General features: G+C 68.9%; 24 protein-coding genes and 2 pseudogenes. 13 read left to right on the plus strand and 13 right to left on the minus strand.

The window, feature by feature from the left end:
- Positions 1–32: 32 nt before the first annotated feature.
- Complete coding sequence (locus ABH941_RS05085; protein WP_370127351.1) at positions 33–1142, plus strand: hypothetical protein; 1110 nt, start codon at positions 33–35, stop codon at positions 1140–1142.
- Between the two features lie 137 nt (positions 1143–1279).
- Here ABH941_RS05085 and ABH941_RS05090 read toward each other — a convergent pair whose 3' ends face one another.
- A complete protein-coding gene (locus ABH941_RS05090) occupies positions 1280–2416 on the minus strand; it encodes an AraC family transcriptional regulator ligand-binding domain-containing protein (protein ID WP_370127352.1) in 1137 nt (378 codons plus the stop codon).
- 138 nt (positions 2417–2554) lie between these two features.
- On the opposite strand from ABH941_RS05090, the gene ABH941_RS05095 reads away from it, so the two are divergent.
- Positions 2555–2875 carry a hypothetical protein gene (locus ABH941_RS05095; protein ID WP_370127353.1) on the plus strand — a complete coding sequence of 107 codons (321 nt, stop codon included), beginning with the start codon at positions 2555–2557 and terminating at the stop codon, positions 2873–2875.
- A gap of 315 nt (positions 2876–3190) precedes the next feature.
- Positions 3191–3463 (plus strand): DUF6296 family protein, encoded by a 273-nt coding sequence (locus tag ABH941_RS05100; RefSeq protein ID WP_370127354.1) that lies wholly within the window; start codon positions 3191–3193, stop codon positions 3461–3463.
- Between the two features lie 84 nt (positions 3464–3547).
- Here the strand turns inward: ABH941_RS05100 and ABH941_RS05105 are convergent, their stop codons facing one another.
- The 4 genes from ABH941_RS05105 to ABH941_RS05120 form a co-directional block, all read right to left on the minus strand.
- Positions 3548–3865: a sigma factor-like helix-turn-helix DNA-binding protein gene (locus ABH941_RS05105; protein ID WP_370127355.1), complete on the minus strand. Its 318-nt coding sequence runs from the start codon at positions 3863–3865 to the stop codon at positions 3548–3550.
- Positions 3796–3966 (minus strand): hydrophobic protein, encoded by a 171-nt coding sequence (locus ABH941_RS05110; protein WP_370127385.1) that lies wholly within the window; start codon positions 3964–3966, stop codon positions 3796–3798. Before ABH941_RS05110 ends, ABH941_RS05105 begins: the two co-directional genes overlap by 70 nt.
- Before the next feature lie 305 nt (positions 3967–4271).
- Positions 4272–4469 carry an STAS domain-containing protein gene (locus tag ABH941_RS05115; RefSeq protein ID WP_370127356.1) on the minus strand — a complete coding sequence of 66 codons (198 nt, stop codon included), beginning with the start codon at positions 4467–4469 and terminating at the stop codon, positions 4272–4274.
- A gap of 25 nt (positions 4470–4494) precedes the next feature.
- Positions 4495–5262: a YhjD/YihY/BrkB family envelope integrity protein gene (locus ABH941_RS05120; RefSeq protein ID WP_370127357.1), complete on the minus strand. Its 768-nt coding sequence runs from the start codon at positions 5260–5262 to the stop codon at positions 4495–4497.
- Positions 5263–5741: 479 nt separating this feature from the next.
- Here ABH941_RS05120 and ABH941_RS05125 point away from each other — a divergent pair, with 479 nt between their 5' ends.
- On the plus strand, positions 5742–6257 hold the full coding sequence (locus ABH941_RS05125; RefSeq protein WP_370127358.1) for a hypothetical protein: 516 nt from the start codon (positions 5742–5744) through the stop codon (positions 6255–6257).
- Positions 6258–6393: 136 nt separating this feature from the next.
- On the plus strand, positions 6394–6612 hold the full coding sequence (locus ABH941_RS05130; protein ID WP_370127359.1) for a hypothetical protein: 219 nt from the start codon (positions 6394–6396) through the stop codon (positions 6610–6612).
- Between the two features lie 54 nt (positions 6613–6666).
- On the opposite strand, the gene ABH941_RS05135 is transcribed toward ABH941_RS05130, so the two are convergent.
- The gene (locus tag ABH941_RS05135; protein WP_370127360.1) at positions 6667–7389 is read right to left on the minus strand and encodes an SDR family NAD(P)-dependent oxidoreductase; all 723 of its coding nucleotides are present in this window, start codon (positions 7387–7389) and stop codon (positions 6667–6669) included.
- Positions 7390–7477: 88 nt separating this feature from the next.
- Here ABH941_RS05135 and ABH941_RS05140 point away from each other — a divergent pair, with 88 nt between their 5' ends.
- On the plus strand, positions 7478–8086 hold the full coding sequence (locus tag ABH941_RS05140) for a TetR/AcrR family transcriptional regulator (protein WP_370127361.1): 609 nt from the start codon (positions 7478–7480) through the stop codon (positions 8084–8086).
- Positions 8087–8207: 121 nt separating this feature from the next.
- Here the strand turns inward: ABH941_RS05140 and ABH941_RS05145 are convergent, their stop codons facing one another.
- Positions 8208–9131 carry a helix-turn-helix transcriptional regulator gene (locus ABH941_RS05145; protein ID WP_370127362.1) on the minus strand — a complete coding sequence of 308 codons (924 nt, stop codon included), beginning with the start codon at positions 9129–9131 and terminating at the stop codon, positions 8208–8210.
- 173 nt (positions 9132–9304) lie between these two features.
- Between ABH941_RS05145 and ABH941_RS05150 the strand changes: the two genes are divergently transcribed.
- From ABH941_RS05150 to ABH941_RS05160, 3 genes and pseudogenes are all read left to right on the plus strand, one after another.
- Positions 9305–10651 (plus strand): aldehyde dehydrogenase family protein, encoded by a 1347-nt coding sequence (locus tag ABH941_RS05150; RefSeq protein WP_370127363.1) that lies wholly within the window; start codon positions 9305–9307, stop codon positions 10649–10651.
- A gap of 503 nt (positions 10652–11154) precedes the next feature.
- Entirely contained in the window at positions 11155–12267 is a 1113-nt protein-coding gene (locus ABH941_RS05155; RefSeq protein ID WP_370127364.1) for an alkene reductase, read from the plus strand.
- 167 nt (positions 12268–12434) lie between these two features.
- A pseudogene (locus ABH941_RS05160) lies at positions 12435–12626 on the plus strand (transcriptional regulator); the annotation flags it as partial.
- Between the two features lie 341 nt (positions 12627–12967).
- Here ABH941_RS05160 and thpR read toward each other — a convergent pair.
- The 3 genes from thpR to ABH941_RS05175 form a co-directional block, all read right to left on the minus strand.
- Positions 12968–13555: an RNA 2',3'-cyclic phosphodiesterase gene (gene thpR / locus ABH941_RS05165; protein WP_370127365.1), complete on the minus strand. Its 588-nt coding sequence runs from the start codon at positions 13553–13555 to the stop codon at positions 12968–12970.
- A 136-nt stretch (positions 13556–13691) separates the two neighbouring features.
- Positions 13692–14000: a hypothetical protein gene (locus tag ABH941_RS05170; protein ID WP_370127366.1), complete on the minus strand. Its 309-nt coding sequence runs from the start codon at positions 13998–14000 to the stop codon at positions 13692–13694.
- A 270-nt stretch (positions 14001–14270) separates the two neighbouring features.
- Positions 14271–14918, minus strand: a complete 648-nt coding sequence (locus ABH941_RS05175; RefSeq protein ID WP_370127386.1) for a TetR/AcrR family transcriptional regulator — start codon at positions 14916–14918, stop codon at positions 14271–14273.
- 155 nt (positions 14919–15073) lie between these two features.
- Between ABH941_RS05175 and ABH941_RS05180 the strand changes: the two genes are divergently transcribed.
- The gene (locus ABH941_RS05180; protein ID WP_370127367.1) at positions 15074–16573 is read left to right on the plus strand and encodes an MFS transporter; all 1500 of its coding nucleotides are present in this window, start codon (positions 15074–15076) and stop codon (positions 16571–16573) included.
- Between the two features lie 151 nt (positions 16574–16724).
- On the opposite strand, the gene ABH941_RS05185 is transcribed toward ABH941_RS05180, so the two are convergent.
- Positions 16725–17450, minus strand: a complete 726-nt coding sequence (locus ABH941_RS05185) for an SDR family oxidoreductase (protein ID WP_370127368.1) — start codon at positions 17448–17450, stop codon at positions 16725–16727.
- A 93-nt stretch (positions 17451–17543) separates the two neighbouring features.
- On the opposite strand from ABH941_RS05185, the gene ABH941_RS05190 reads away from it, so the two are divergent.
- Entirely contained in the window at positions 17544–18113 is a 570-nt protein-coding gene (locus ABH941_RS05190) for a TetR/AcrR family transcriptional regulator (protein WP_370127369.1), read from the plus strand.
- A gap of 713 nt (positions 18114–18826) precedes the next feature.
- Here the strand turns inward: ABH941_RS05190 and ABH941_RS05195 are convergent.
- Positions 18827–19405, minus strand: coding sequence for a TetR/AcrR family transcriptional regulator (locus ABH941_RS05195; protein WP_370127370.1), 579 nt, complete (start codon positions 19403–19405; stop codon positions 18827–18829).
- Between the two features lie 89 nt (positions 19406–19494).
- On the opposite strand from ABH941_RS05195, the gene ABH941_RS05200 reads away from it, so the two are divergent.
- Both ABH941_RS05200 and ABH941_RS05205 read left to right on the plus strand, forming a co-directional pair.
- Entirely contained in the window at positions 19495–20112 is a 618-nt protein-coding gene (locus ABH941_RS05200) for an NAD(P)-dependent oxidoreductase (RefSeq protein WP_370127371.1), read from the plus strand.
- Positions 20109–21020: an SDR family NAD(P)-dependent oxidoreductase gene (locus ABH941_RS05205; protein ID WP_370127372.1), complete on the plus strand. Its 912-nt coding sequence runs from the start codon at positions 20109–20111 to the stop codon at positions 21018–21020. Before ABH941_RS05200 ends, ABH941_RS05205 begins: the two co-directional genes overlap by 4 nt.
- Positions 21021–21119: 99 nt before the next feature.
- Here ABH941_RS05205 and ABH941_RS05210 read toward each other — a convergent pair.
- A pseudogene (locus tag ABH941_RS05210) lies at positions 21120–21335 on the minus strand (DoxX family protein); the annotation flags it as partial.
- Between the last annotated feature and the right edge of the window lie 118 nt (positions 21336–21453).

Raw genomic sequence — 21453 nt, forward strand, 5'->3', positions numbered from 1 at the left:
GCGGACCTCTCCGCCCTCGAAAGGACGACCCTGTGACACCTCTGCACCTATCCATCAGCGGCCGGGACCAGGCCCGCCTGCGCGCCGCCGCAGCAATCGCGGCGCTGACAGCACTGCCGGTACTGTCCCTGGCCGCCCTGCCCGGCGCGGCGCACGCAGCCGCCCTGCGTTCTCCCGCTCTGTACGCCCCGCGGCACGACCGACAGCCGCAGACGGTCAACGTCGCCATGTCGAATTCCGGATTCACGCTTCCGGCGCAGGTGAACGCCGGGTTCGTCACCTTCGCCACGACCACCGCGGACCCGACGGGCCACGCCCTGCAGGGCTTCCGGCTGAACGCCGGCGTGACCCAGGCCAAGGCGCTCCAGGACCTGAAGCAGGCCACCTCCACCACACCGTCGGTCTCGGCCGCCGGGATCACCGCCGCCACGAAGGACATCACGGCCGTCGGCGGCGCCACGGTGGACCCGGCCACCCCGGTCCAGGTCACCATCCCGCTCACCGCAGGCACCTACTACTTCCTGGACTTCAACCAGCTGTTCACTCCGGGCCACCAGGTGACCCTGCAGACCATGCAGGTCACCGGGGCCTTCGACAGCGACACTCCGGCCCACGACCAGGAGATCGTCCAGACCACGGTCAACGGCCGGCCCCGCTTCACCGCCCCGTCCACGCTGAACACCGCGGGCACCTTCCTGATCTCCAATCAGGCGGACGAGATCCACGAGGCGGTCTTCCAGCGCGTCAACCCGGGCGTGACCGACACGGCCGTCCAGACGTTCTTCAACGCCGTGGGACAGAACCAGAAGCCCACCGGCAACCCTTTCGCGGAACAGGGCATGCGCGGCGCCGGGGGCATCTCGCCGGGACGGACCGAACTGCTGCACTTCTCCCCGCCGGCGGGCAGCTACTCGCTCGAGTGCTTCGTCCCGGACGACAAGACCGGCGTCCCGCACGCGTTCCTGGGCATGCACCAGGTGGTCGCACTCTCCGCGGTCAACGGACCGGTGGGCGCGGGTCGCGGTGGCGGCGTCAGGGCCGGCGACACGCGGGAGCTCGCGCTCGGAGCCGGACTCACCGCTGCGGCCGCCCTGCTGGGCGGCTTGGCCCTCCTGCGCCGTCGGGCAGCCGCCAAGGCGTGACCACTCGCGCCCGCCAATCCAGGGCGTGAAGCACCGAGCAATGCCGGTCCCGGGGCGGACCACAGCCCGGCCAGGAAAAGTGGCCCGCCCCGCCCGTCACGACGAGGAGCGAGCGGGGCCGGGCCGCTCCGCCCAGGTCAGCCCGCCTCGCGAGCGCCCCAGCGCCTGGCGTGATCCCTTCCCGGTTGGAGTTGGTCCGTCTCCGCGGCGGCGGCGTTCCAACGGCTGATGGCTCGACGCAAGGACCGCGTGTCGGTGTAGCCGAGACGGGCAGAGACCGTGTGCATGGACAGTCGGGGGTCGCTCAGAAGTTGTAGGGCGCGTTCGCGGCGGGCGCTGTCGAGCTCTTGCTGCCAGGTGGTGCCACCTTCGCTCAGCCGGCGTTGCAGCGTTCGCGGGCTGATGGCCAGTCGAACCGCGACCTCGGCGAGCGAGGGGGTCGCGTCGGCGAGTGCGGTGGCCAAGGCGCCGTCGAACCTGTCTCTCCAGCTCGGGACCGGTCTGGATCGGGACGCTGCCATGTCCGCGTACCGGTTGAGGATCCTGGCCAACTCGGAATCCACCGGCCGGGCCGCAGGGATGTCGGCGGCCAGGAAGGTGATGGAGTTGACGGGTGCGGCGAAGTCGAGGTGGCCGGTCCCGAAGGCTTGAGTGAGATGCCGGCGAGTGAGCGGCGCGTCGTGCGCGAAACCGACGTGGAGGGGGACGATGGGCCGGTCGATGGCTTCCCGGCAGCGGCGCAGGATCAACGCCAGGATGAACTCGTGGATCGGTGCCGCGGCCTGCGTCCAGGGCGCCTCAGAGCTGTAGCCGATCGTGAGCTGGGCCCCGTTGTCGACGACCGTCATGGTGGCCGACGGATCGACGACGAGCCGCAGGTATCTGGCGGCTTGGCGGGCGCCTTCGGTCAAAGTGGTGCCGCTGGTGAACAGATAGTCCCAGATGTGCAGTCGGCCCAAGTCGGCGCGTTCGGCGACTTGTAATCCCAGGCCGGGCTCGGGCACGGCGGCGGTCATCAGCTCCCACAAGCGCAGCAGTGAGGCAGTTGGCGGCCGAACCAGGTCGTCAGACAGCGCATCCGAGGCGAAACCTGGCAGGTGAGCGATGTCGGCTTCTGCGACGCCCTGGCGATGCGCGACATCCAGCACCAGACGGCTCAGATGGGACGACACGGTATCGGCGACGGTCTCCCGGTCGGCGCTGCGTTCCGCGACAGCCCGATCCGGTTGGCGGTCGCTGATTTCAGCGCCAGGTGCAGTCAGGTGACGACCCATGGCAGGGCCAACGATGTCGGTGGCGTGTTTAGTCCGCACTCTGTCGCGTCCGAGCGCCCTGCCGGTCGGATCGGCGCGCCTAGCGTGGTCTCATCACGGGCCGTTACAAGCGGCTCGATGTCATGAAGGAGTTGGACGATGGCTGTTCTCATCGTGATGGACTGGGCCGGTAACACCAAGGCGAACTATGACGAGATCGTTGCCCGGATGGGCGTGCAAGGCGCACCGGCCGAGGGCATCTTTCTGCATGTTGCCGCGCCCACTCCGGCTGGCATGCGGATCGTGGAAGTGTGGGAAGACCTGGAAGGCTTCGAGACCTTCGTCCGTGAGCAGCTACTGCCCACCGCGAAGGACGCCGGGGTGACCACCCAGCCCGAGTACACCGCCACCGCTGTCGTGAACTTCTTCACGCCCACGCTCGACCGGCTCCAGAAGCTGGCCGGCAGTTTCGCCGCGTAGCAGTTCGTCTTCCGCATCGTCGGCAGGTGCTCGATGAGCCTTCCCGAAACCCGACTGATCAGCAGCTGTCCAGAAGAATCCCTCCGTCGGTCTCCTGTCGCGCGGCGTCGGTCGTGGTCGGCTGAAATCCTCCGCAGCTCCGCGGCTGGGCTTCGTGCGGTTGGTTTCCGGGATCAGGGGTCATATCAGGCCACACGGGTATATGTGGGAAGGATTTGGCAGTATCCAGTGTGTGGGAACGGCGGAGCAGGAGGCGCGAGGCAACGCTCTACAGGTGCAGCGATGAGTGATGAGCGACGAGTCGGGAGGATCGCCATGAGGGCATACGATGCGGATACCGATGCGCGGCAGCTGGTCTTCGCCGCCCCGGCCCCAGGTGACGTGCGCGGTCATGAGGACACCGTGGTGGTGCGGCGTACCCAGGCCACAGGCCCGGGAGGCCATCCCGTGTACTGCGATGAGACGGGCATCGTGCGCGCGGAGATCAGCGACCGTGACGAGGTACGCATGCTCGTCAGCAGTGTCCACCAGGACCCCCGGCGCCCGGTGTCCTGCCGTCGCCTTCCCCCAGCATCTGCGGCCGCGTAGCCGAGACGGCCGGCGGCCCGGGCGTCGTTGCGGGGCCCGGATCGCTCGTGCTGCTTGATGGCAGTGCGGGCGGCGGCGACATGATCAGTCCTGGGTCAGAGGCTGGTTCCGCAGCTGTCCGAGGGCGCGGAAAGGAAGGCGGGAGACGTGCAACTGGGAGATGCCGAGGAGGGCGCCGATCTCGGACTGGGTCATCTCGGCGCCGAAGCGCAGGAACACTGCGGCGAAGTCGCGCGCGGCGCCGACAGAGCCGTGCAGCCCGTCCGGGGCGTAGATGTGCCGCTGCGCCGCCCACCAGGGGTGGACGGCGCAGCGGCTTGCGATCCAGGCAGCTACCAGCGGTACCAGCGGCCCCTGCCGCCGCCGGAACTCGCGCCGCGGAACAGGAAGCCCAGAGCCCACAGGACCAGGACCACGATCGCGATCCACCACAACACGTGCAGTGCGAAGCCAGCGCCGCCCAGGATCAGAGCGAGCAGTAGAACAAGAAGTACCGGACCCATAGTCATCATCCTCCTAACGCCGCTCCTGCCCTCCGTCCGGAAGTCCAAACAGGCACATTGACCTGCATGGATACGGACAGACCGTACGCACGGCCCCTGCTCTCCCCGTGCACGCGCCTGGAACCGGCACACCGTGAACAACCACGTGAGGGTTCGACGCATCCCCGGAGCATCCCAACGTCGGGAAAGGCACCTACTTTCACCAGGTCGGGGGAAGGTGAGGAAGGTGTCGCGGAAGGGTGAGGGGACTCCGCCACGGTCTCACCCCGGCTTCAGTCATTCCACGACGGTGCGGGGTCATCGCGTCACGGTGGATCCTTCCGCAGGTACAGCAGGGGCCTCAGGCCCGTTGTATCGAGAAGGCGTCCCAGGTACGGCGGCACTCGGACCAGGTACAACGACACCCCGCGCTCCTGGGCGGCCAGTCGTGCTCGGAAGAAGCCCGAGAGCCCGCCGGGATCGCAGAACGTGGTGAGCGCGACGTCCACCTCGATGCGTCTCACGCCGGGGTCTGTTCGGCACGTGCCCTTACGGCTGCGGGGTGTGGCCGGTCGGGTGGGCGAGAACACGGCCGAGGAGGGCGCCGGCGTAGATGGTGTAGCCGACGCCGACGAGCCAGGAGAGCACGACCAGGACGGTGCCGATGGTGCCGTAGGACAGGGCATTGGCCACCAGCAGCGGCGCCAGCACGTAGGAGGAGAAGAACCACAGGCCCACCAGCGCCGCCATGGTGGCCACCGCCCCGGGCAGTAGGGCGGTCCATGGCACGCGGGCGGTGAGCAGCAGCCGCTGCAGCCACCAGAACAGCAAGATCCCGCCGAGCACGGTCACTGCGATGTGCAGGCCGGGTTGAACGGCGCTGTGCTGCCCTGGCTGGCCGCTCCACGCTGCAGCCAGGATGTAGGCGACCAGGCCGGCCAGGCCGACGGTCTGGCGTGCGGCGCTGTGCCACGGGCCCCTGGGCAGTTCCCAGATCCGTTCGAACGCCCCCTGGACCGAGGCCATCAACGAGATGCCGAACACGGCGACCCCGGCGACGCTGGCGGCCGTGGTGGTACTCAGCGTCTGGCCGCGGGTGGTGAACAGCTCTCGTACGGCCCTGGCCCCGTTCCCGGACAGTCCCATCGCGTCGGTGATCCACTGCGCCAGCCCGCTGCCCCGCGTGACCGATGCCGCCGCGATCACCACCAGCAACGGCATCAGCGTCACCAGAAACAGTGCGGAGAATGCCATCGACCGCTGCATCACCTCCACCTCGCGCCCCCGCTGCCACACCTCCCGCACCACCGACCGCACCACACCCCTCCCTCCATGCGCTCCAGACGACGACCCAGATGCTCGGATTCAGCCCCGGCACCTCTACAAGCACAACCCCGACCTGCGTGACGTGCGCGTCGGCCGAGCCGAAATCACTGCAATCCAGCGATACGGCGGTTCCGCAGGCCGATCCCGGATGCGCTGGATACGGTGGAGCGACCATGCCCCACCCCACTGACTCACGCGTCGACGCCTACATCGAGGCCCTGCCCGATCGGCAGCAGGCCAGCTGCCGCGAAGTCCGGGTCCTGGTCCATGCCGCGGATCCGCAGGTGACTGAGACCGCCAGGGCGCGGCGGCGGGGAACAGGGTGTCGGGCACGATTGGCAGAGTAGTCGCGCTGTCGGTCCGAAGACTTTCTCTGCCAGCGGCATGGCGCATTCCGCGCTGTTCCGCTTCCTGTGCGTTGCCTTAGGGTCGCGACCTGAGGGCAGTTCACCACGCTCAGGGGGGACACAATGGCTCGATTCAAGCGCCTCGCAGTCACCATGGCGGCAGGCCTTACCGTGGCCGCCGCAGGGCTGGTCGGTACGGCCAGCACCGCCCATGCGGACGGCGACTGCGGGGCCACGTGGAACAACGTCGGCTCGCCTGCCAACTTGTACTTCTACGACAACACCATCAGCCAGTATGTCTACGCCGGTCAGGTCGAGCAGGAGTACCAGAACTGTGGCGGCGGTGTCGTCGATGCCCGCGCGCACTTCCAGTGGTCCGGCTGGTTCCAGTACGAGTATCCGAACAGCGCGGTTATTGTCCGGCTATACGCGACCAACTCCAGCGATCAGGGCGCGGAGGAGGGGCTGACGAACCGCAAGGACGTGTACTCCTACCCCGTCGAGATCCACCATGCGAATCCGGATGCGTGGCAGGCCCAGGCGTCGCTCTACGGCTGCAATCCCGGCTACGCGGCCGGCACGTACTGGTATTACGGAACCGGCTCCGACTGGGGCACCCCGCAAACCGGGTACTGCTGAACCCTTGCCCCGTGCTCACGGGACTGGGGTGGCGCCTCAGCAGCGTGACGCCCGCGGCCGCCGGCATCGAGGCACCGGTGCGGGCCCACGCCTTCAGCGTCTCCGCGAGGACGATGGAGACCTGGACGCCGAGGTCATGGCGCATCTGTTCGACGGCAGCCTCACGTTCGTCGTCGGCCTGGTCGTCGTTGACGCCGAACTGATCGGTGACCAGGGCCTGCAGAACCAGGTCGCCGTACTGCGCCGGCAGGACGCCCGACGGCGCCAGCAGCGCACTGCACCGCTGCAGGACCTCGCCCAACCGCCCGTCGACCTTGGGGGGCGGCCGCGGCGAGGGAGACCTCCGCGTCCTTGAACCAGCGCAGTCGGTCCTCGGAGCGGACACCCTGGGTGATCGGGTCGACGGGGTTCAGAGCTCGGCGACGACGCGTCGTAGTGTGCCCGGCGCGATGCGCAGCATGGCGGGCATGGCTTTCGTCTGACCGGGGAATGCCATGTTCCGCCCCCGCCGAAGCGCTTTCATCGTGACCGCCGCCACCTGTGCGGGAGTCAGTTTCTTCCCCGTGGCTTCGGCGTTCATGGGCGTGTCCGTAGACGGTGGGAGGACCTCGAGGACATGGGTGTGACCCTGCGGGGCGAGTTGACGGCGCAAGCCGTCCGCGAAGCCGTGCAGGCCAGCTTTCACCGCGCCGTGGGTAGGTGCGCGAGTGGGCGAGACCAGAGCGAACCCCGAGGTGATGAATACGATCGCGTCGGGCGATGGCCATCGCTCGAGCACTTCCCCCGTCAAGTGGATGGGGGCGGTGAGGTTCAACGCCACCTCGGCATCGAGAGTCGCATTGGGGTTCTTACCGGAAGCAAAATCTCGTTCCTCGAACGTACCGGCGTTGTTGACCAATACGTCCAAACGCCCGAAGCGATCAGCGACTGTTTGCAACAACGCTGCCCGATCAGCTGCGTCCGTCACATCAGCCTGCACGGCCAGCGCCTGCGGGTGTGCCTGCGCGAATCGGTCAAGCGCAGCCTGCGAACGCCCGCAAACGACGACAGACGCCCCGAGCTCCAGGAAGGATTGCGCGAGGCTCAAGCCGATGCCTGAGGTTCCGCCAGTGATGAGGACGGTCTGTGACATGATGTCGCCTCTCCGTATACCGTACCGGTTGGTACGAAATACGATAGCACATCCGTACCGAGCGGTACCGAAGGGGTAGGATGAAGGAATGTTCTCGACGACACCGGTCCCTCGTGGCAGGCCTCGCGCGTTCGACATCGACGAGGCGCTCGATCGTGCAGTCCTGGTGTTCTGGTCAAAGGGTTTCGAGGGCGCCAGCCTTGACGACCTCACCGAAGCGATGGGTATCAGCCGCCCCAGCCTGTACAGGGCGTTCGGCAGCAAAGAAGACCTCTTCTACAAGGCGCTGGAGCGGTACACCGAGGGCTTGACCTCCTACTTCGCTCGAGCTCTGGCAGAGCCCACCAGTGGAGCAGTGGCTACTGCTGTGCTCCACGGGACGGTCGAGGCGGTAACCATGCCGGGGTTCCCCACGGGCTGTCTTGGCGTGCAGGGTGCGTTGGCTACCGGGGATGAGAGCCGCCAAGTCCGAGACGCACTCATCGCCTGGCGTGAGGATGGGATAGCCCACTTGACGCGCCGGTTTCAACAGGCGGTGGACGCCGGTGACCTTCCGCCTTCCACAGATCCTCATCTTCTTGCGCTCTACCTGAGGACGGTCGCCAATGGGATTGCCGTCCAGGCCGCGAGTGGTAGTTCCCGCCCTGAGCTGCTGCAAGTCGCGAACCTCGCGTTGGGCAGCTGGCCAAAGCTGTAATCAGCCAGTTAGCCCGGGATCGCCCGCGCCGTCCTGAATCCGGCACCGCCCCCGGAGGCGTCCGGCGTGCGAAAGGACGCTGGGCGTGGCGCACAGCCAACTACCGATGATCAACTGTTCATCAAGCCGTGCGTGCCGGCGGCATCCCGGCTCCCGCCCGTGTCGCGTCGGTGCCCCAGCTGGCCAGCAGTCGTAGTGCCTCCGCCGACGGGGAACCGGGTTCGGCGTGGTACGTCGCCAGCGTCTGTTCGTGGTCGTCGGCAAGGTGGAACGACTCGGGGTGGAGGTCGAGTTCGCCGACGAGCGGGTGGTGCAGGCGCTGGATGCCGTCGCACTTGTCCTTGACGTCGCGGGTGGCCCAGAGCCGCCGGAACTCCTCGCTCTTCAGGGAGAGTTCGCCCACCAGCGCGGACAGCCGGGGGTCGTCCGGATGGGAGCCGGCGTCCATGCGCAGCTGAGCGACGACGTTGTTCGCTTTGTGCTCCCAGTCCACGAACAGGTCGCGGTACTCGGGATGCAGGAAGACCAGCCGTGCCCAGTTCCGCTCGTGCGCCGGCAGCTCGGCCCAGTCGCCGAAGACCGCCGCGGCCATCCGGTTCCAGGCGAGGATGTCCGAGCGCCGCCCCACGAGGAGCGCGGGGACGCCGTCCATGGTGTCCAGCAGCGTCCGCAGGGGGCCCCGCACCTGCTGGGCGCGGCCGGCCAGCTTCTTCTTCTGCTGTTTCGGCTTCGCCAGGTGCGTGAGGTGGGCGTGCTCGGCGTCGCTCAGCCTGAGCGCGCGGGCGATGGCGTCGAGGACGTCCGCCGACACGTGCTGCCCGTTGCCCTGTTCCAGCCGCGTGTAGTACGCCATCGACACTCCGGCCAGCTGCGCCAGCTCCTCGCGGCGCAGCCCCGGCACCCGCCGGTACCGTCCGAAGTCCGGCAGGCCCACGTCCTCCGGCTTCAGCCGGGCCCGCCGGGTGCGCAGGAACTCGCTGAGCTCGGCACGCGGGTCCAGAGCGCCGGCGGCGGGCTCGTGCACCGGTTCGGGGTATTCGTCCATGCCTCGAGTATCCCCGGTCGGACGCACACCAGCCTGACCCAGCCAGTGGTAGGCATCGCGGGCATAGGCAAAGCCGTGACCTGGGTGAATACCGGATCGTCCAGCACGCTGGAGACTGTGCCCGGCTGGAAGGCAGCCGGGGCGTGGCTTGCATCAAGAACGGAGCACACCCTATGACCGCAACACAGGGGACCGAGTCGAGGACGCGCCAGAGCGAAACGGCCGCGGAGGTGGTCGGCCGCCTTCGTGCGACGTTCAACACCGGCGTCACCCGCGGACTGGACTGGCGCGTCAGCCAGCTGCAGCGGCTGCGGGCACTGCTGGTCGAGAACGAGCAGGAGCTGATCGAAGCGCTCTGGGCGGACCTGAGGAAGAACCCCGCCGAGGCGAAGACGCAGGAGATCGACTTCACCGTCGCCGACATCGACGAGACGCTGGCGAATCTCGAGAACTGGCTTCAGCCCCACCCGGTGGAGGTTCCCGCCCACTTCGGTCCCACGACAACCGCCTACACCACGTACGACCCGCTCGGGGTCGTCCTGGTGATCGCTCCGTGGAATTTCCCGCTGCATCTTCTCATCGACCCCATCATCGGCGCACTGGCCGCCGGGAACACCGTGGTGGCCAAGCCGAGCGAGATCTCGGTGCACACATCGGCCGTCGCTTCACGCCTCCTGCGACAGTACTTCGACGCCGACGTGCTCACCGTGGTCGAGGGGGGCGCCGAGGAGACCACGGCCCTCCTGGCACAACGCTTCGACCACATCTTCTACACCGGCAACGGCACCGTCGGCCGGATCGTCATGGCCGCAGCCGCCAAGAACCTCACCCCCGTCACGCTCGAACTCGGAGGCAAGTCACCGGTCTTCGTGGCACCCGACGCGGACGTGGACGAGACCGCCAAGCGGCTGGTCGGCGCCAAGTTCGGCAACGCGGGGCAGCAGTGCATAGCCCCCGACTACGTTCTGGCCGATCCTGCCACCGCCGCCGCACTGGTTCCCGCCCTCCGCGCGGCGGTCGACGCCCAGTTCGGCACCAGCCCGCACACCGCGGCCGGCTTCGGCCGGATCATCAACGAGCGGCACTTCGACCGGCTCACCGCTCTGCTGGCCTCCGGCCGGTCGGCGGTGGGAGGCCAGCACGACCGCGACGACCTGTTCATCGCACCGACGGTGCTCACCGATGTCGACCCCGCATCGCCGGTCATGCAGGAGGAGATCTTCGGTCCGATCCTCGCCGTCGTGGAAGTCGCAGACCTCGACGCCGCCATTGCCTTCATCAACGAACGCGACAAGCCCCTCGCGCTCTACGCCTTCACCGAGTCCGAGGCCACCAAGTCGCGCCTGGTGAACGAGACGTCCTCCGGCGGCGTCGCCTGGGGCCAGCCGGTGATGCAACTGCTCATGCCCGGCCTGCCTTTCGGCGGCGTCGGCGAAAGCGGCACGGGCCGGTACCACGGCCGGTACTCCCTCGAGACGTTCAGCCACCTCAAGGGTGTCGCGGACGTACCGCTCAGCTAGCCTCGCGCTTTCGTGAAGCAGGCTGCCCGATCGGCGATCGGCCGGCGGAAGTGCCTCAGCTCGGTGAGAACGAGGATCGCTAAGATCGCTGTTCCCGCCACCGCCGGAAGCGCGTTCCAGGTGAAGCCAGGTATCGGTCCTCTTCGCGGGGGCGCGTCGAGGGCGTCGGTCGCGGCGCGGCCTGCAGACACCGATCCGTACCGACTCCGGCGGCGGCGCCCGTGACTTCGTGACCTGGCTGGCTGCGGATCGTGTGCGGGGAGCGAACACCCGTACTCCGGCGGGTGGTTGCGTTTGGCCGGCGTCGACACCGACGCCGACGGCATACGTCACTGCGTTCGCCGCCAACACCACCCACACCCCGATCGCGGTCCTGGAGCCGCGTCACCGTCAGCGGGCCCGCACCTGCCTGAGGACCGCATCCGCGCCTCCGCCGGGACAGCGTAGACGCCCTGCGTCGCAGACCTTCATCCCGTTTCCCTCTGTATTGCAGAAAGAAAATCATGACTATCAACATTGCGGAAGTCTCGCCCGTCCCGCCGCTTTTCTCCCCCGTTTCTCTCGGGAAGATCGAGCTCGCCAACCGCGTCGTCATGGCGCCGATGACCCGGGTCCGGGCCGGTTCCTCCGGCATCCCCGGGGACCTCATGGTCGAGTACTACCGGCAGCGGGCGAGCGTCGGAATGATCATCGCCGAGGGCACCTATCCCGACCACGCGTCGCAGGGGTATGTCGGTGAGCCGGGCATCGCCACCGACGAGCAGGCGGTCGGCTGGCAGCGGGTGTTCGAGGCGGTGCACGCCGAGGGCGGCCGCATCGTCCTGCAGATCATGCACGCCGGCCGCCAAACCCACCCCGACATCAACGGCGGCCGCCGCATCCTCGCCCCCAGCGCGATCGCCAGGACCGGCGAGACGTTCACCGAGAAGGGCCAGCAGCCCTACCCCGTACCGGAAGCGATGACCACCGCAGAGATCCGTGCAGCCCTGGAGGACTTCGTCGCCGCGGCCCGCCGGGCCATCGAGGCGGGAGCGGACGGCGTGGAAATCCACGGCGCCAACGGCTACCTGCTCCATCAGTTCCTCTCCCCGGCGGCCAACCAGCGCACCGATGGATACGGCGGCTCGCCGAACAACCGCGCCCGCTTCGTCGTCGAGGTCGTCACGGCGGTCGCCCAGGCCGTCGGTGCCGAGCGGGTCGCGCTGCGGATCTCGCCGGAGGTCGACTTCGGGGACGTCTTCGAGACCGACCGGGACGACGTCCTGGCCACCTACGGCACCCTGCTCGACCAACTGCGCCCGCTGGGCCTGGCCTACCTCTCCGTACTGCACACCGAGCCGGGCGGCGACCTGGTACAGGAGCTGCGGCGGCGCTTCGACGGCAAGCTGATCGTCAACAACGGCCCCTTCGGCGGGCACACCACCCGCGAGCAGGCGCTCCAGCAGATCGAGGCCGACCACGCCGACGCCGTGGCCGTGGGCCGGGCCCTCATCGCCAACCCCGACCTGGTCGAGCGCTGGCAGGGTGGCCACCCGGAGAACGAGCCGCGGCCGGAACTGTTCTACGGGCCGGGCGCCGAGGGCTACACCGACTACCCCTTCCTCGAAGCGGCTTGAGGCCCACCGTCACGCCTGTCCATGCGGCAGCCCCACTCACCCATGGACAGGCGCCCGACCGGCGACACTGTGCCCGCCCCTGTGAGCGCGCGGTCACACCGGCGATCACCGGCTCGAGGACCGTCGGGCCGGTCAGGGCGCTGACGGTCCGCAGGTCCGTGGTCAGCGCGTACGAGGCAGTGGAACCCGGCCCGCTGTTCGCGATGCACCGCACCACCCCGGACCAGGGATGCGTAGTGGGTCACGGCATCCAGCCGGCGATGCAGGGCGTCTACGAGGGCATCGAGGAGAGCCTGAGACACGAGTTGGCCCGCGTCACGCTCGAGAACCTACTCCGGGACGTACTGGAGCGGCGCTAGGAAAGAGCGAGCGCGGGATGACCGCGTTCCTATCTCGCCCATGCCTTTGACGCGTTCAACGAGGCGCTGTGCGGCATCGAGCGAGCTGGCATGTCTCCGTCCGACCACCCGTGGTTCCCGGGCAGATCGGCCTCGACCCGGACCGGGCCGACGTCCCTCTCGGAGACATTCGCTCTCTCCTTCGCCGCCTTTGCACGCCCCTCACTCGGACTCCATGGTCGAACCGAGCCCAACCGCGCCCACTGACATCGAGCCGCGCGCGACAGCGCAGGCCGGCGCGGACCAGGTCCGGGCGGGCGTGCCGTCGACGCCGGCGGCTCGCCGGCACGGCAGCGGCCCGGTCAGGTCCGGCCGCCGAATCGCCAGGCCGCGATGTCGCGGTAGCGGATGGCGCCCGGGCCGCGGCCGATGTTGCTCCCTACCAGGTGGAGGCGCTCGGCTTGCCATGGGCGGCCGGCGAAGTCGGCGAGGCCCGCAGCCGCCGACGGAATGTCGGCCTGCTCATTCCGGCGTGCCCGAGCCAACGTCAGGTGGGGGCGCAGTGGGCGCTCCTGGAACGTGACCCCGCAGGTCCGCACCAGGTTCCGGACGTCATCGGCGAGCAGGTGGAGTCCTTCGAGTTCACCCTGGATCCCGCTCCACAGCAGGCGCTGGTCGAAGTGGCCGCCGCCGTTCAGGCCCAGGTTCAGGGGTGGGCGAGACGCGGCCAGCTGGGCGAGCACCGGCCGCAGGACCGGGACGGCCGTCACCGGGAGCTCGCCGAGAAACGCCAGGGTGATGTGCCAGTCCTCGATCCGGTTCCACCGCAGGTGGGGGTACTTCTCGTAGGCGGGCTGAAGGGCGTCCGCCAACTCGTCCTTCGCGTGGTCGGGCGGGGCGAGTGCAATGAACACGCGTACGGTCGAGGGCTGCTGAGGATGATCGGTCACCAGGGCTTTCTAACACTCCTCCGCTCCTGACCGGGCCGCGGATCAGGTCCCGCGCGGTCCTGGGCGGCGACGGGGGCAGCCGAGATGCGGTGTAGTGACGGCAGACCGGCGTTGCCCGGTCGAACAGGGACAGTGGTCAGGCGGCCAGGCCGTGCTCGTGTGCGAAGACCACGATCTGCACCCGATCCCGCAGGTCGAGTTTGCGCAGGATGCCGCCGACACGGGTCTTCACCGTGGACTCGTCGGCGAAGACCTGCTGGGGGTCTCGGCGTTGCTCGGACCTCGGGTCACGGCCCGGAGGATCTCCCGTTCCTTGTCGGTGAGCGCCTCGTAGCCGGGCGGCACCGGTGCGCGCCCGGAACCGCCCCTCCAGCAGCGCTCCCAGGTCCTGCGGCGCCAGCACGGCGTTGCCGGCGTGGACGGTGTGGATGGCGTCGATGAGCATGGCCGGGGTGGTGTTCTTGAACAGGAACCCCGCTGGCGCCGCAGCGGATCGCAGTGGCGGCCCGGTCGTCGAAGTTGAACGTGGGCCTGGACGGGAGCGCTGGCCGCCTCCCCGCTGCGGCGCGGCTTGAGTCGAAGGCGACGACGACCGCGAAGACGGGGGAGCAGCCGGCGTCCGTGCCCAGAAGGACGTCGGCGCACAGTGGCAGATCATCGCGCCGTTCACGCGCACTCGGCGTGCTGCGGTGGCGCCGTAGGGAACGTGAGCTGCTCAGGCTCCGGCTTGCAGGCGCAGGCCGGTCAGGGTCAGTTCCAGTGCAGAGCGGAATTGGTCGACGTCGTCGTGGCCGTCGAACTCGTCGACGATCTCGTGCACGAACGGGAAGTCTTCGGGGTCCAGCTGGCGCCAGGCCTTCGCGTAGCGGCCGAGGAATTCGTCGCGGTCCACAGCGCCGTCGAGGACCTCTTGGGGTGGTTCTTGTCCCAAGTCGATGGCGGAGCCGACGACGACCCCCACGATCGCCGACACTGCGTGGAACCGCTGGCGTGCATTGAGATTGAGTCGGAGGGTTTCCTGGCCGAGTCTTTCGTACAGGCGTAGGGAGTTGCTCTGGACGCCGGTGTTGCGCATGAAGTAGGCGTCTAGCCAGGGTCGGTCCACGATCGCGTGGAACAGTGTGACGGCCATCGCGCGAAGGTCGTCGATCGGGTCGTCGCTGCCGGGAAGCCCTTCGATGTCGGCCAGTACCGTGCCGATCACGTGGTCGGTGGCGCGGTCGAGCAGTTCGTCCTTGCTTGCGACGTACCAGTAGATGCTGGCGACGCCGCCGCCCAGGCGCTGAGCCAGGGCCCGGAACGTGAGCGCCGGTGCCCCCGCCTCGTCGAGCAGGGCCACCGCTTCGGTGAGCACGGACTCCATCGAATGCGAGGCCCGTCGGCGGCCCTCGCTGGAACGGTTCTGCAGGCGTGCCATCGCGCGCCTCCTCTCTCCCCTTGCACAGTATCGAACGTTGTTCTATCGTACCGCATCGTACGTTGTTCGATAGTCGAACCACGTTCGATCGGAGGACTGTCATGACTACCGCCACGCTTCAGAGCCCGTCACGCACCTACCCGTCCCTGCGCGCGGCGTGGATGCCCCTGGCCGCTCTCTGCCTGGCCTTCTTCGTCGAGATGGTCGACAACACCCTGCTGTCGATCGCGCTGCCCACGATCGGGCGCGACCTCGGCAGCGGGACGACCGCGCTGCAGTGGGTCACCGGGGCGTACTCGCTGACCTTCGGCGGCCTGCTACTGACCGCCGGGTCGATGGCCGACCGGCTCGGCCGCCGCCGGGTGCTCCTGGTCGGACTGGCCGTGTTCGGCTCGCTCAGCCTGTGCGTCGTCCTCGTCACCACAGCAGGCGAACTCATCGCGCTGCGCGCCGCACTGGGCATCGCCGCCGCGGCGATGGCCCCGATCACGAACTCACTGGTCTTCCGACTGTTCGACGACAAGGCCCTGCAGATGCGCGCCATGACGGTGATGATCGTCGTCGGCATGTCAGGGTTCGTCCTGGGGCCGCTGCTCGGCGGCACCGCGCTGGCCCATGTGCACTGGCAGTGGCTGCTGGTCGTCAACGCCCCGATCGCCGTGCTCGCATGCATCGGCGTTCGACTCGGGGTCCCGGCCGACCGGCCGCAGGACCTGACCGACGACGCACTCGACCTGCCCGGTGCCGCCCTGAGCATCAGCACCATCGGGCTCGCCTGCTACTCGCTGACCAGCGGTGTTGAGCACGGCTGGCTCTCGGTGATCACACTCGCGTCCATCGTGGGCGCTGTTGCGGCCGCGATCGCGTTCGTGCGCCACGAGCGCCGCAGCGCAGCACCCATGCTGGATCCGCGCCTGTTCTCCAACGGCACCGTCCGCGGCGCCGCCATCGCCCAGATCGGCACCTCCATCGCGATGGCCAGCGTGATGTTCGGGCTGATCCTGCACTTCCAGTACGCCTACGGATGGAGCCCGGTGCGAGCCGGCCTGGCCAACTTGCCGATCATCGTGACAATGATCGGCGCGACCCCCGTGTCCGAGTGGCTTGCACACAGGTTCGGCCACCGCATTGCCTGCCTGGTCGGCGCGGCCTGCCTGGCGGGCTCACTGGCAGGCCTGTCCTGGGCGGTCGACCACGGATACGCCACCATCGCCGTCTGCATGGTGCTCATGACCGTGGGGCTGCGCACCGTCATGACGATCTGCGCGGTCGCCCTCGTCGACGCGATGCCCGGCAACCGCACCTCCATCGGTGCTGCTGTGAACGACACAGCCCAGGAGGTCGGATCCAGCATCGGAACCGCAGTGGTCGGCACGATGATTGCCGCCCTGGTCACCACCCAGCTCCCGGCCGGCACTTGGAGCAGCGAGCTCGTCGAGTCGTTCTTCCACGGCGAACGGATCACCTACGCGCTCCTCGCCGTCGTGGTCGGACTGATCGCGGCGGGCGGCGCGCTGAGCCTCACCGACTCCCACGTCATCGAGGAAGCCGCTCCCGAAGAACCTGCCCTTGAGGAACCTGCTGTCAAGGAAACCGCCTGACGACAGGGAGTCGGGCGGTGACAGGTAACCGGGGCCGATGGCCGCTGGAGGGCGGACAACCGTCTCCCGACAAGACCGTCGGGGCCACTCGGCCTGCTCTGCGTGACACGGCGTCAGGTCACGACCGCGACCGGGAGCCGAGCCGCTCGCGTCAGCTTCCGGTCAGTATCAAGCCGCCGTCGACGGTGAGCACGGTGCCGGTGACGAACCGGTTCTTCATCAGATACAGGTTGGCTGCCGCGATCTGCCTCGGCTCACCGATCGCACCGGTGAGGGCGCGGCGCGCCAGGCTGTCGAACAGAGCCGCGCGCCGGGGTTCGGGAACGGCGTCCCACAGCGGGGTGCGGACGGCGCCACAGCGGACGGCGTTGACGCGGACGGGGGCGAGATCGAGGGCCAGTCCGCGGGTGAGGCCCTCGGTGGCGGCGGACCCGGCGGAGGCGAGGGCGGCGCCGGGGACCGGGCGGACGCCGACCGTCCCTGACGTGAGGGTGATGGAGCCGCCGGGACGGATGCGCGGGGCCGCGTGCTTGGCGACGGCGATCGCTCCCCAGAACCGCACATCGAAGGTGCGGCGGGCCTGGTCGAGGGGGAGTTCCGCGAGTGCGCGGAGATCGGGCTGGTCGCCGGCGGTGAACAGCACGTGGTCGAGTTCGCCGACGCGGGCGAACAGGTCGGCGACGGCTGCCTCGTCGCGCACGTCCAGTGCGGCGCCGTCGCATGAGGCGGGCAGTTCGGCGAGAGCGGCATCGATGCGCTCCTTGCGGCTCGAGGCGATGGTGACGACGGCGCCGGCTTCCGCGGCCGCGCGGGCCGTCGCCAGTCCCATGCCGGAACTTCCGCCGATGATGACGATGCGCTGACCGGTGAGTGCCATGGTGCTCCTCCTGGATTCGCCAAGGTGATGACTCATTGAGACATCACCGTAGCACTTGATGTCCCAATGAGTCATCACTGCTAGAATCCAGATATGCCGCGATGGGAGCAGGGAACGGAGGATCGGCTGCGCGAGGCCGCGCTGGCGCTGTTTCTGGAGCACGGCTACGAGAACGTCACGGTCACCCAGATCACCGAACGCGCCGGGGTGACGCGTCGCACGTTCTCCCGCTACTTCGCGGACAAGCGCGATGTCCTCTTCGCCGGCTCGGATCAGCTTCCGGCCGCGCTCGCCGACGCCGTGCTGAAAGCCGACCCGGGGCTGACGCCATTCGAAGCCTTGCTCAGCGCCCTTGAGCGGGTCGGCGACACGGTGGCGGCTCGGGTCGCCCGGCACGCCGCACAGCGACAGGCGATCGTCGACAGCAGCACCGAACTGAAGGAACGCGGCCGCACCAAGTTCGCCGCGGTCTCCGATGCGCTGGACGCGGCTCTTCAGCAGCGTGGAGCCGCCCCGCCGACGGCAGGCATGCTGGCCAACGTCGGCGTCGCCATCTTCCGGACCGCGTTCGGCCGCTGGGTCGATGAGCCGGACGCCGCCGCCTGCTCGGTCCGGATGCGCGAAGCCGCCGACGAACTCGCCCAGGCACTGGACCGCCGCTGAGGACGGTCGCCTGGTGGTCGGCTTCGGCTGGGAGGTCGCGGTCCTGGCTCCCTGCTGACCCGGGCCGCGCCGCGTTCGGATGACGAGCCGGAGCCGCAGTCGTCTCGGCGGCGTGTGGCCCGGTGGCGGACGCGCTGGTCCAGCTGGCGAGGATGCCAAGGGCCTCGGCGCAGGGGGGAGGCGGCTCAGGAGGCAGGATGACGAGGGTCTGGTCGGGCTCGCTCTCACAGCGCCAGCTCACGCAGACGCCCTACCAGGCGCCCAAGGACCTGCTGCTGCGCCTGTACCGGGCACCGCCGGGCTGCTGGATGCCCCTCGTCAGCCGGAGCCGACGCCGTCCTGGTCCCCGCCTCGTGCCGGGGCCAGGACCGGCTGGTCACCCTTGCCGTCCTGCTGACGAACATGGCCACCGTGAACGCGCACACCCTCGCCGCGCTGACCGGACCGGTTCACGGTTGCGCCTGGCTCTACGGCGTCATCGCCACCTGGCGCGACCCGAGCTCCACGCGCCGGCGCACCCTGTTGTCGGCCTTACCGGGAATCGGCGGCATGCTGGCCCTGCGGAGCCTGGCCCGGGCGGATGCCGACGACCGCACGGCCGCCCGCACCGCCCTCGCGCAGTCCCGGCCGGGGCGCTGCCACCAGCACGCCCCCGGGCGGCTCGTGGTTCCGGCCCGCCCCCTGGCAAGGGTGATCGACGGTCGCCCGCCGCCTCAGTCGTCGCCTGGCGAGTGCCAGGTGCCCAGGCTGTCGATCAGGTGGTCGATCAGCGCAGTGGAGACCTTGCCGCTCTGCATCGTTGTCCGGAACAGGATCGGGCCGACCAGGAGTGCTGCCGCGTCCAGGGCATCGCATGCGGAGTCGAGTTCGCCGGTGGACCTGGCCGATTCCAGGGCCCGGCTCAACTGCTCGGCGAGGGTGGCCACCAGAGTGTCTCGGCGGCCGGCCATATGTGGCTCCCACAATGCGCCCTGCATCAAGGTGACCGCGACCGCCGCGACTGCGGGCAGCGCCATCTCGTCGGCCAGGGTGCGCAGCTGACCGTGCAGCCATGGGCGTACGGGCGTGGCGGGGTCGCGGAAGAACGGCATGGCGACACCGTTCAACGTCTCCAGCAGCAGTTGCTCGGCATCGGGCCAGTGCCGGTAGACGGTCGCCCTGCCCACACCGGCGTGCTGGGCCACCCGCTGATGGGTGACCGCAGCTGGACCTTCCCGCTGCAGGAGGTCGCGGGCTGCCGTGAGCATCGCCTCGCGGCTGCGGACCGCACGCGGATCCATCGAATCGTTCACGCCAACCATTCTATGAGGCAATTTGACTCATAGATGCCCGGGTGGCAGCGTTGTCTATGAGACACAAGGTCTCATAGATGGGATGGGTCATGAAAATCGTTGTCTTCGGCGCCACCGGCGGGACCGGCCGCGCCGTTCTTGAGCAGGCGGCGCGCGCTGGTCACGAGGTCACCGCGGTCGCTCGGCGGGACGGCGCCCTGCCCCCGACCCCGGCCGTGAGGATGGAAACCGTGCCTGACCTGCGGCACCAGGAGCAGGTGGACCGGGTCGTGGCCGGCCAGGATGCGGTGATCAGTGCCTTGGGAACCAATGCCAGGGGCCCGGTCACGGTGTGCGCCGACGGCGCGCGGTCGATCCTGGCGGCGATGCGTACGGGAGGGGTTCGCCGACTGCTTGCGGTCAGTGCCTACGGCGCTGCCGAGACGCACGACCGGTCGCTGTACTCGCTGGCCCTGTGGGCCGCGCTTGGCCACAAGATGCGCGACAAGGAGGCCATGGAGGCGCTGATCCGGCAGTCCGACGCGGACTGGACGGTGGTCCGGCCGCCCAAACTCAGCGACCGCCCGCACACCGGCCGTTACCGCACGGGCACCGACCTGCGGATCCGCCTCACCTCGGCGATCTCCCGCGCCGACCTCGCGGACTTCCTGCTGCGCGAAGCGGCAGCGGGCGAGTTCCTGCGCCAGTTTCCCAGGATCGCGCAGTGACTGCCGTGGACCTGGCCGGGAAGGTCGCCATGGTCACCGGTGCCACCGGCGGGATGGGCCTGGTGATCGCCACCGAACTGGCGCGGATGGGTGCGACCGTGGTGATCGTCGCCCGCGACCCGGCGCGCGGCGAGCGCGTACGGCAGCTGATCGCGCGGGACGTCGCTGCGGATCGCGTCGAGGTACTGGCGGGCGACCTGGCCTCGCGTGAGGACCTGCACCGCATCGCGCAGGAGTTCACCGCACGCCACGACCGGCTGCACATCCTGGTCAACAATGCCGGAGCCCACTTCCGCAGGCGGCTGGTGACACCCGACGGCATCGAGATGCACCTGGCCGTCGACCACCTGGCGGGGTTCGCCCTGACTCTCCTGTTGCTGGACCGGCTGCGCGCGGGTGCTCCTGCCCGTGTGGTCAACGTCGTATCGCAGTCCATGTCCGACACCCGCCAGATCAAGATGCTTCCCTGGCCCCGGCCGGTCAAGCTCTCGGCCGAGGACCTGCGCGATCTGCACCAGGTCAACCCAGAGCGCGGCTTCACCGCGTTCACCGCATACGCGAGGGCGAAACTGCTGACGACCATGTGCGGCTACGAGCTGGCCGACCAACTCGCCGACAGCGGGATCACGGTCAACGCCGTCCACCCGGGCCTCGTGGCCACCGGCATCGTCGACGACTTCCTCCCACGACCGTTCAAGCCGCTGCTGCGACTGATCCAGCGTGCCCTGCTCACCCCCGTCGAAGGCGCGCAGGGGCCACTCCGCCTCGCCACGGCACCCGAACTCGCCGAGACCACCGGCCAGTACTTCATCCGCGACACACCAGCCCGCTCACCCGCGGTCTCCTACGATCCAGCGCTCAGGAAGCTGGCTTGGACGGCAAGCACCAGCTATCTCGCCCCCGACTGACCGGCACCGCTGGAGGGATGGGGTCCCGCGGGCGCGTTGACCGGCCCGACGATCCCGCCTGGTTCAGGTGGACACCATGATCGAGGACCATGGTTGAGCTCACAGCCAGGTCGTGGCCAGGCAGGTGGTCACGGACGCAGCCAGCAGGAGCGTGAGGTTCAAGGCGACCTGGTGGTCTCCCCGGCGCAGCTGAACCCTGGTCGCGCCGAGCTGCAGGACGACGAATCCGATGGCGGCGGCCAGGGCCAGCCAGGGCGCGATCCCACTCAGCGGCGGGAGGATCAGTCCGATCGCACCGAGTACCTCGATCACCCCGCCGGATGCGGGCCGCCCACAGGCCTGCGTTCCGCGTAATTCGGGGGCTCTGGAGTCCCTGTCGGGTTGAAGGTGCAGGTCAGCGGGTTGAAGGCTGGTAACGCAGGCAGATTTGCCT

Source organism: Streptacidiphilus sp. EB103A (assembly GCF_041261405.1).
In the GTDB taxonomy this organism is placed as follows: Bacteria; Actinomycetota; Actinomycetes; order Streptomycetales; family Streptomycetaceae; genus Streptacidiphilus.

Excerpts from the sequence above, each read along its gene's own strand:
- ABH941_RS05090 (WP_370127352.1), bottom strand. The coding sequence starts at position 2,416 with ATGGGTCGTCACCTGACTGCACCTGGCGCTGAAATCAGCGACCGCCAA.
- ABH941_RS05095 (WP_370127353.1), top strand. The coding sequence starts at position 2,555 with ATGGCTGTTCTCATCGTGATGGACTGGGCCGGTAACACCAAGGCGAAC.
- ABH941_RS05100 (WP_370127354.1), top strand. The coding sequence starts at position 3,191 with ATGAGGGCATACGATGCGGATACCGATGCGCGGCAGCTGGTCTTCGCC.
- ABH941_RS05110 (WP_370127385.1), bottom strand. The coding sequence starts at position 3,966 with ATGGGTCCGGTACTTCTTGTTCTACTGCTCGCTCTGATCCTGGGCGGC.
- ABH941_RS05125 (WP_370127358.1), top strand. The coding sequence starts at position 5,742 with ATGGCTCGATTCAAGCGCCTCGCAGTCACCATGGCGGCAGGCCTTACC.
- ABH941_RS05130 (WP_370127359.1), top strand. The coding sequence starts at position 6,394 with ATGGCGCATCTGTTCGACGGCAGCCTCACGTTCGTCGTCGGCCTGGTC.
- ABH941_RS05135 (WP_370127360.1), bottom strand. The coding sequence starts at position 7,389 with ATGTCACAGACCGTCCTCATCACTGGCGGAACCTCAGGCATCGGCTTG.
- ABH941_RS05140 (WP_370127361.1), top strand. The coding sequence starts at position 7,478 with ATGTTCTCGACGACACCGGTCCCTCGTGGCAGGCCTCGCGCGTTCGAC.
- ABH941_RS05145 (WP_370127362.1), bottom strand. The coding sequence starts at position 9,131 with ATGGACGAATACCCCGAACCGGTGCACGAGCCCGCCGCCGGCGCTCTG.
- ABH941_RS05150 (WP_370127363.1), top strand. The coding sequence starts at position 9,305 with ATGACCGCAACACAGGGGACCGAGTCGAGGACGCGCCAGAGCGAAACG.
- ABH941_RS05155 (WP_370127364.1), top strand. The coding sequence starts at position 11,155 with ATGACTATCAACATTGCGGAAGTCTCGCCCGTCCCGCCGCTTTTCTCC.
- ABH941_RS05170 (WP_370127366.1), bottom strand. The coding sequence starts at position 14,000 with ATGCTCATCGACGCCATCCACACCGTCCACGCCGGCAACGCCGTGCTG.
- ABH941_RS05175 (WP_370127386.1), bottom strand. The coding sequence starts at position 14,918 with ATGGAGTCCGTGCTCACCGAAGCGGTGGCCCTGCTCGACGAGGCGGGG.
- ABH941_RS05180 (WP_370127367.1), top strand. The coding sequence starts at position 15,074 with ATGACTACCGCCACGCTTCAGAGCCCGTCACGCACCTACCCGTCCCTG.
- ABH941_RS05185 (WP_370127368.1), bottom strand. The coding sequence starts at position 17,450 with ATGGCACTCACCGGTCAGCGCATCGTCATCATCGGCGGAAGTTCCGGC.
- ABH941_RS05190 (WP_370127369.1), top strand. The coding sequence starts at position 17,544 with ATGCCGCGATGGGAGCAGGGAACGGAGGATCGGCTGCGCGAGGCCGCG.
- ABH941_RS05200 (WP_370127371.1), top strand. The coding sequence starts at position 19,495 with ATGAAAATCGTTGTCTTCGGCGCCACCGGCGGGACCGGCCGCGCCGTT.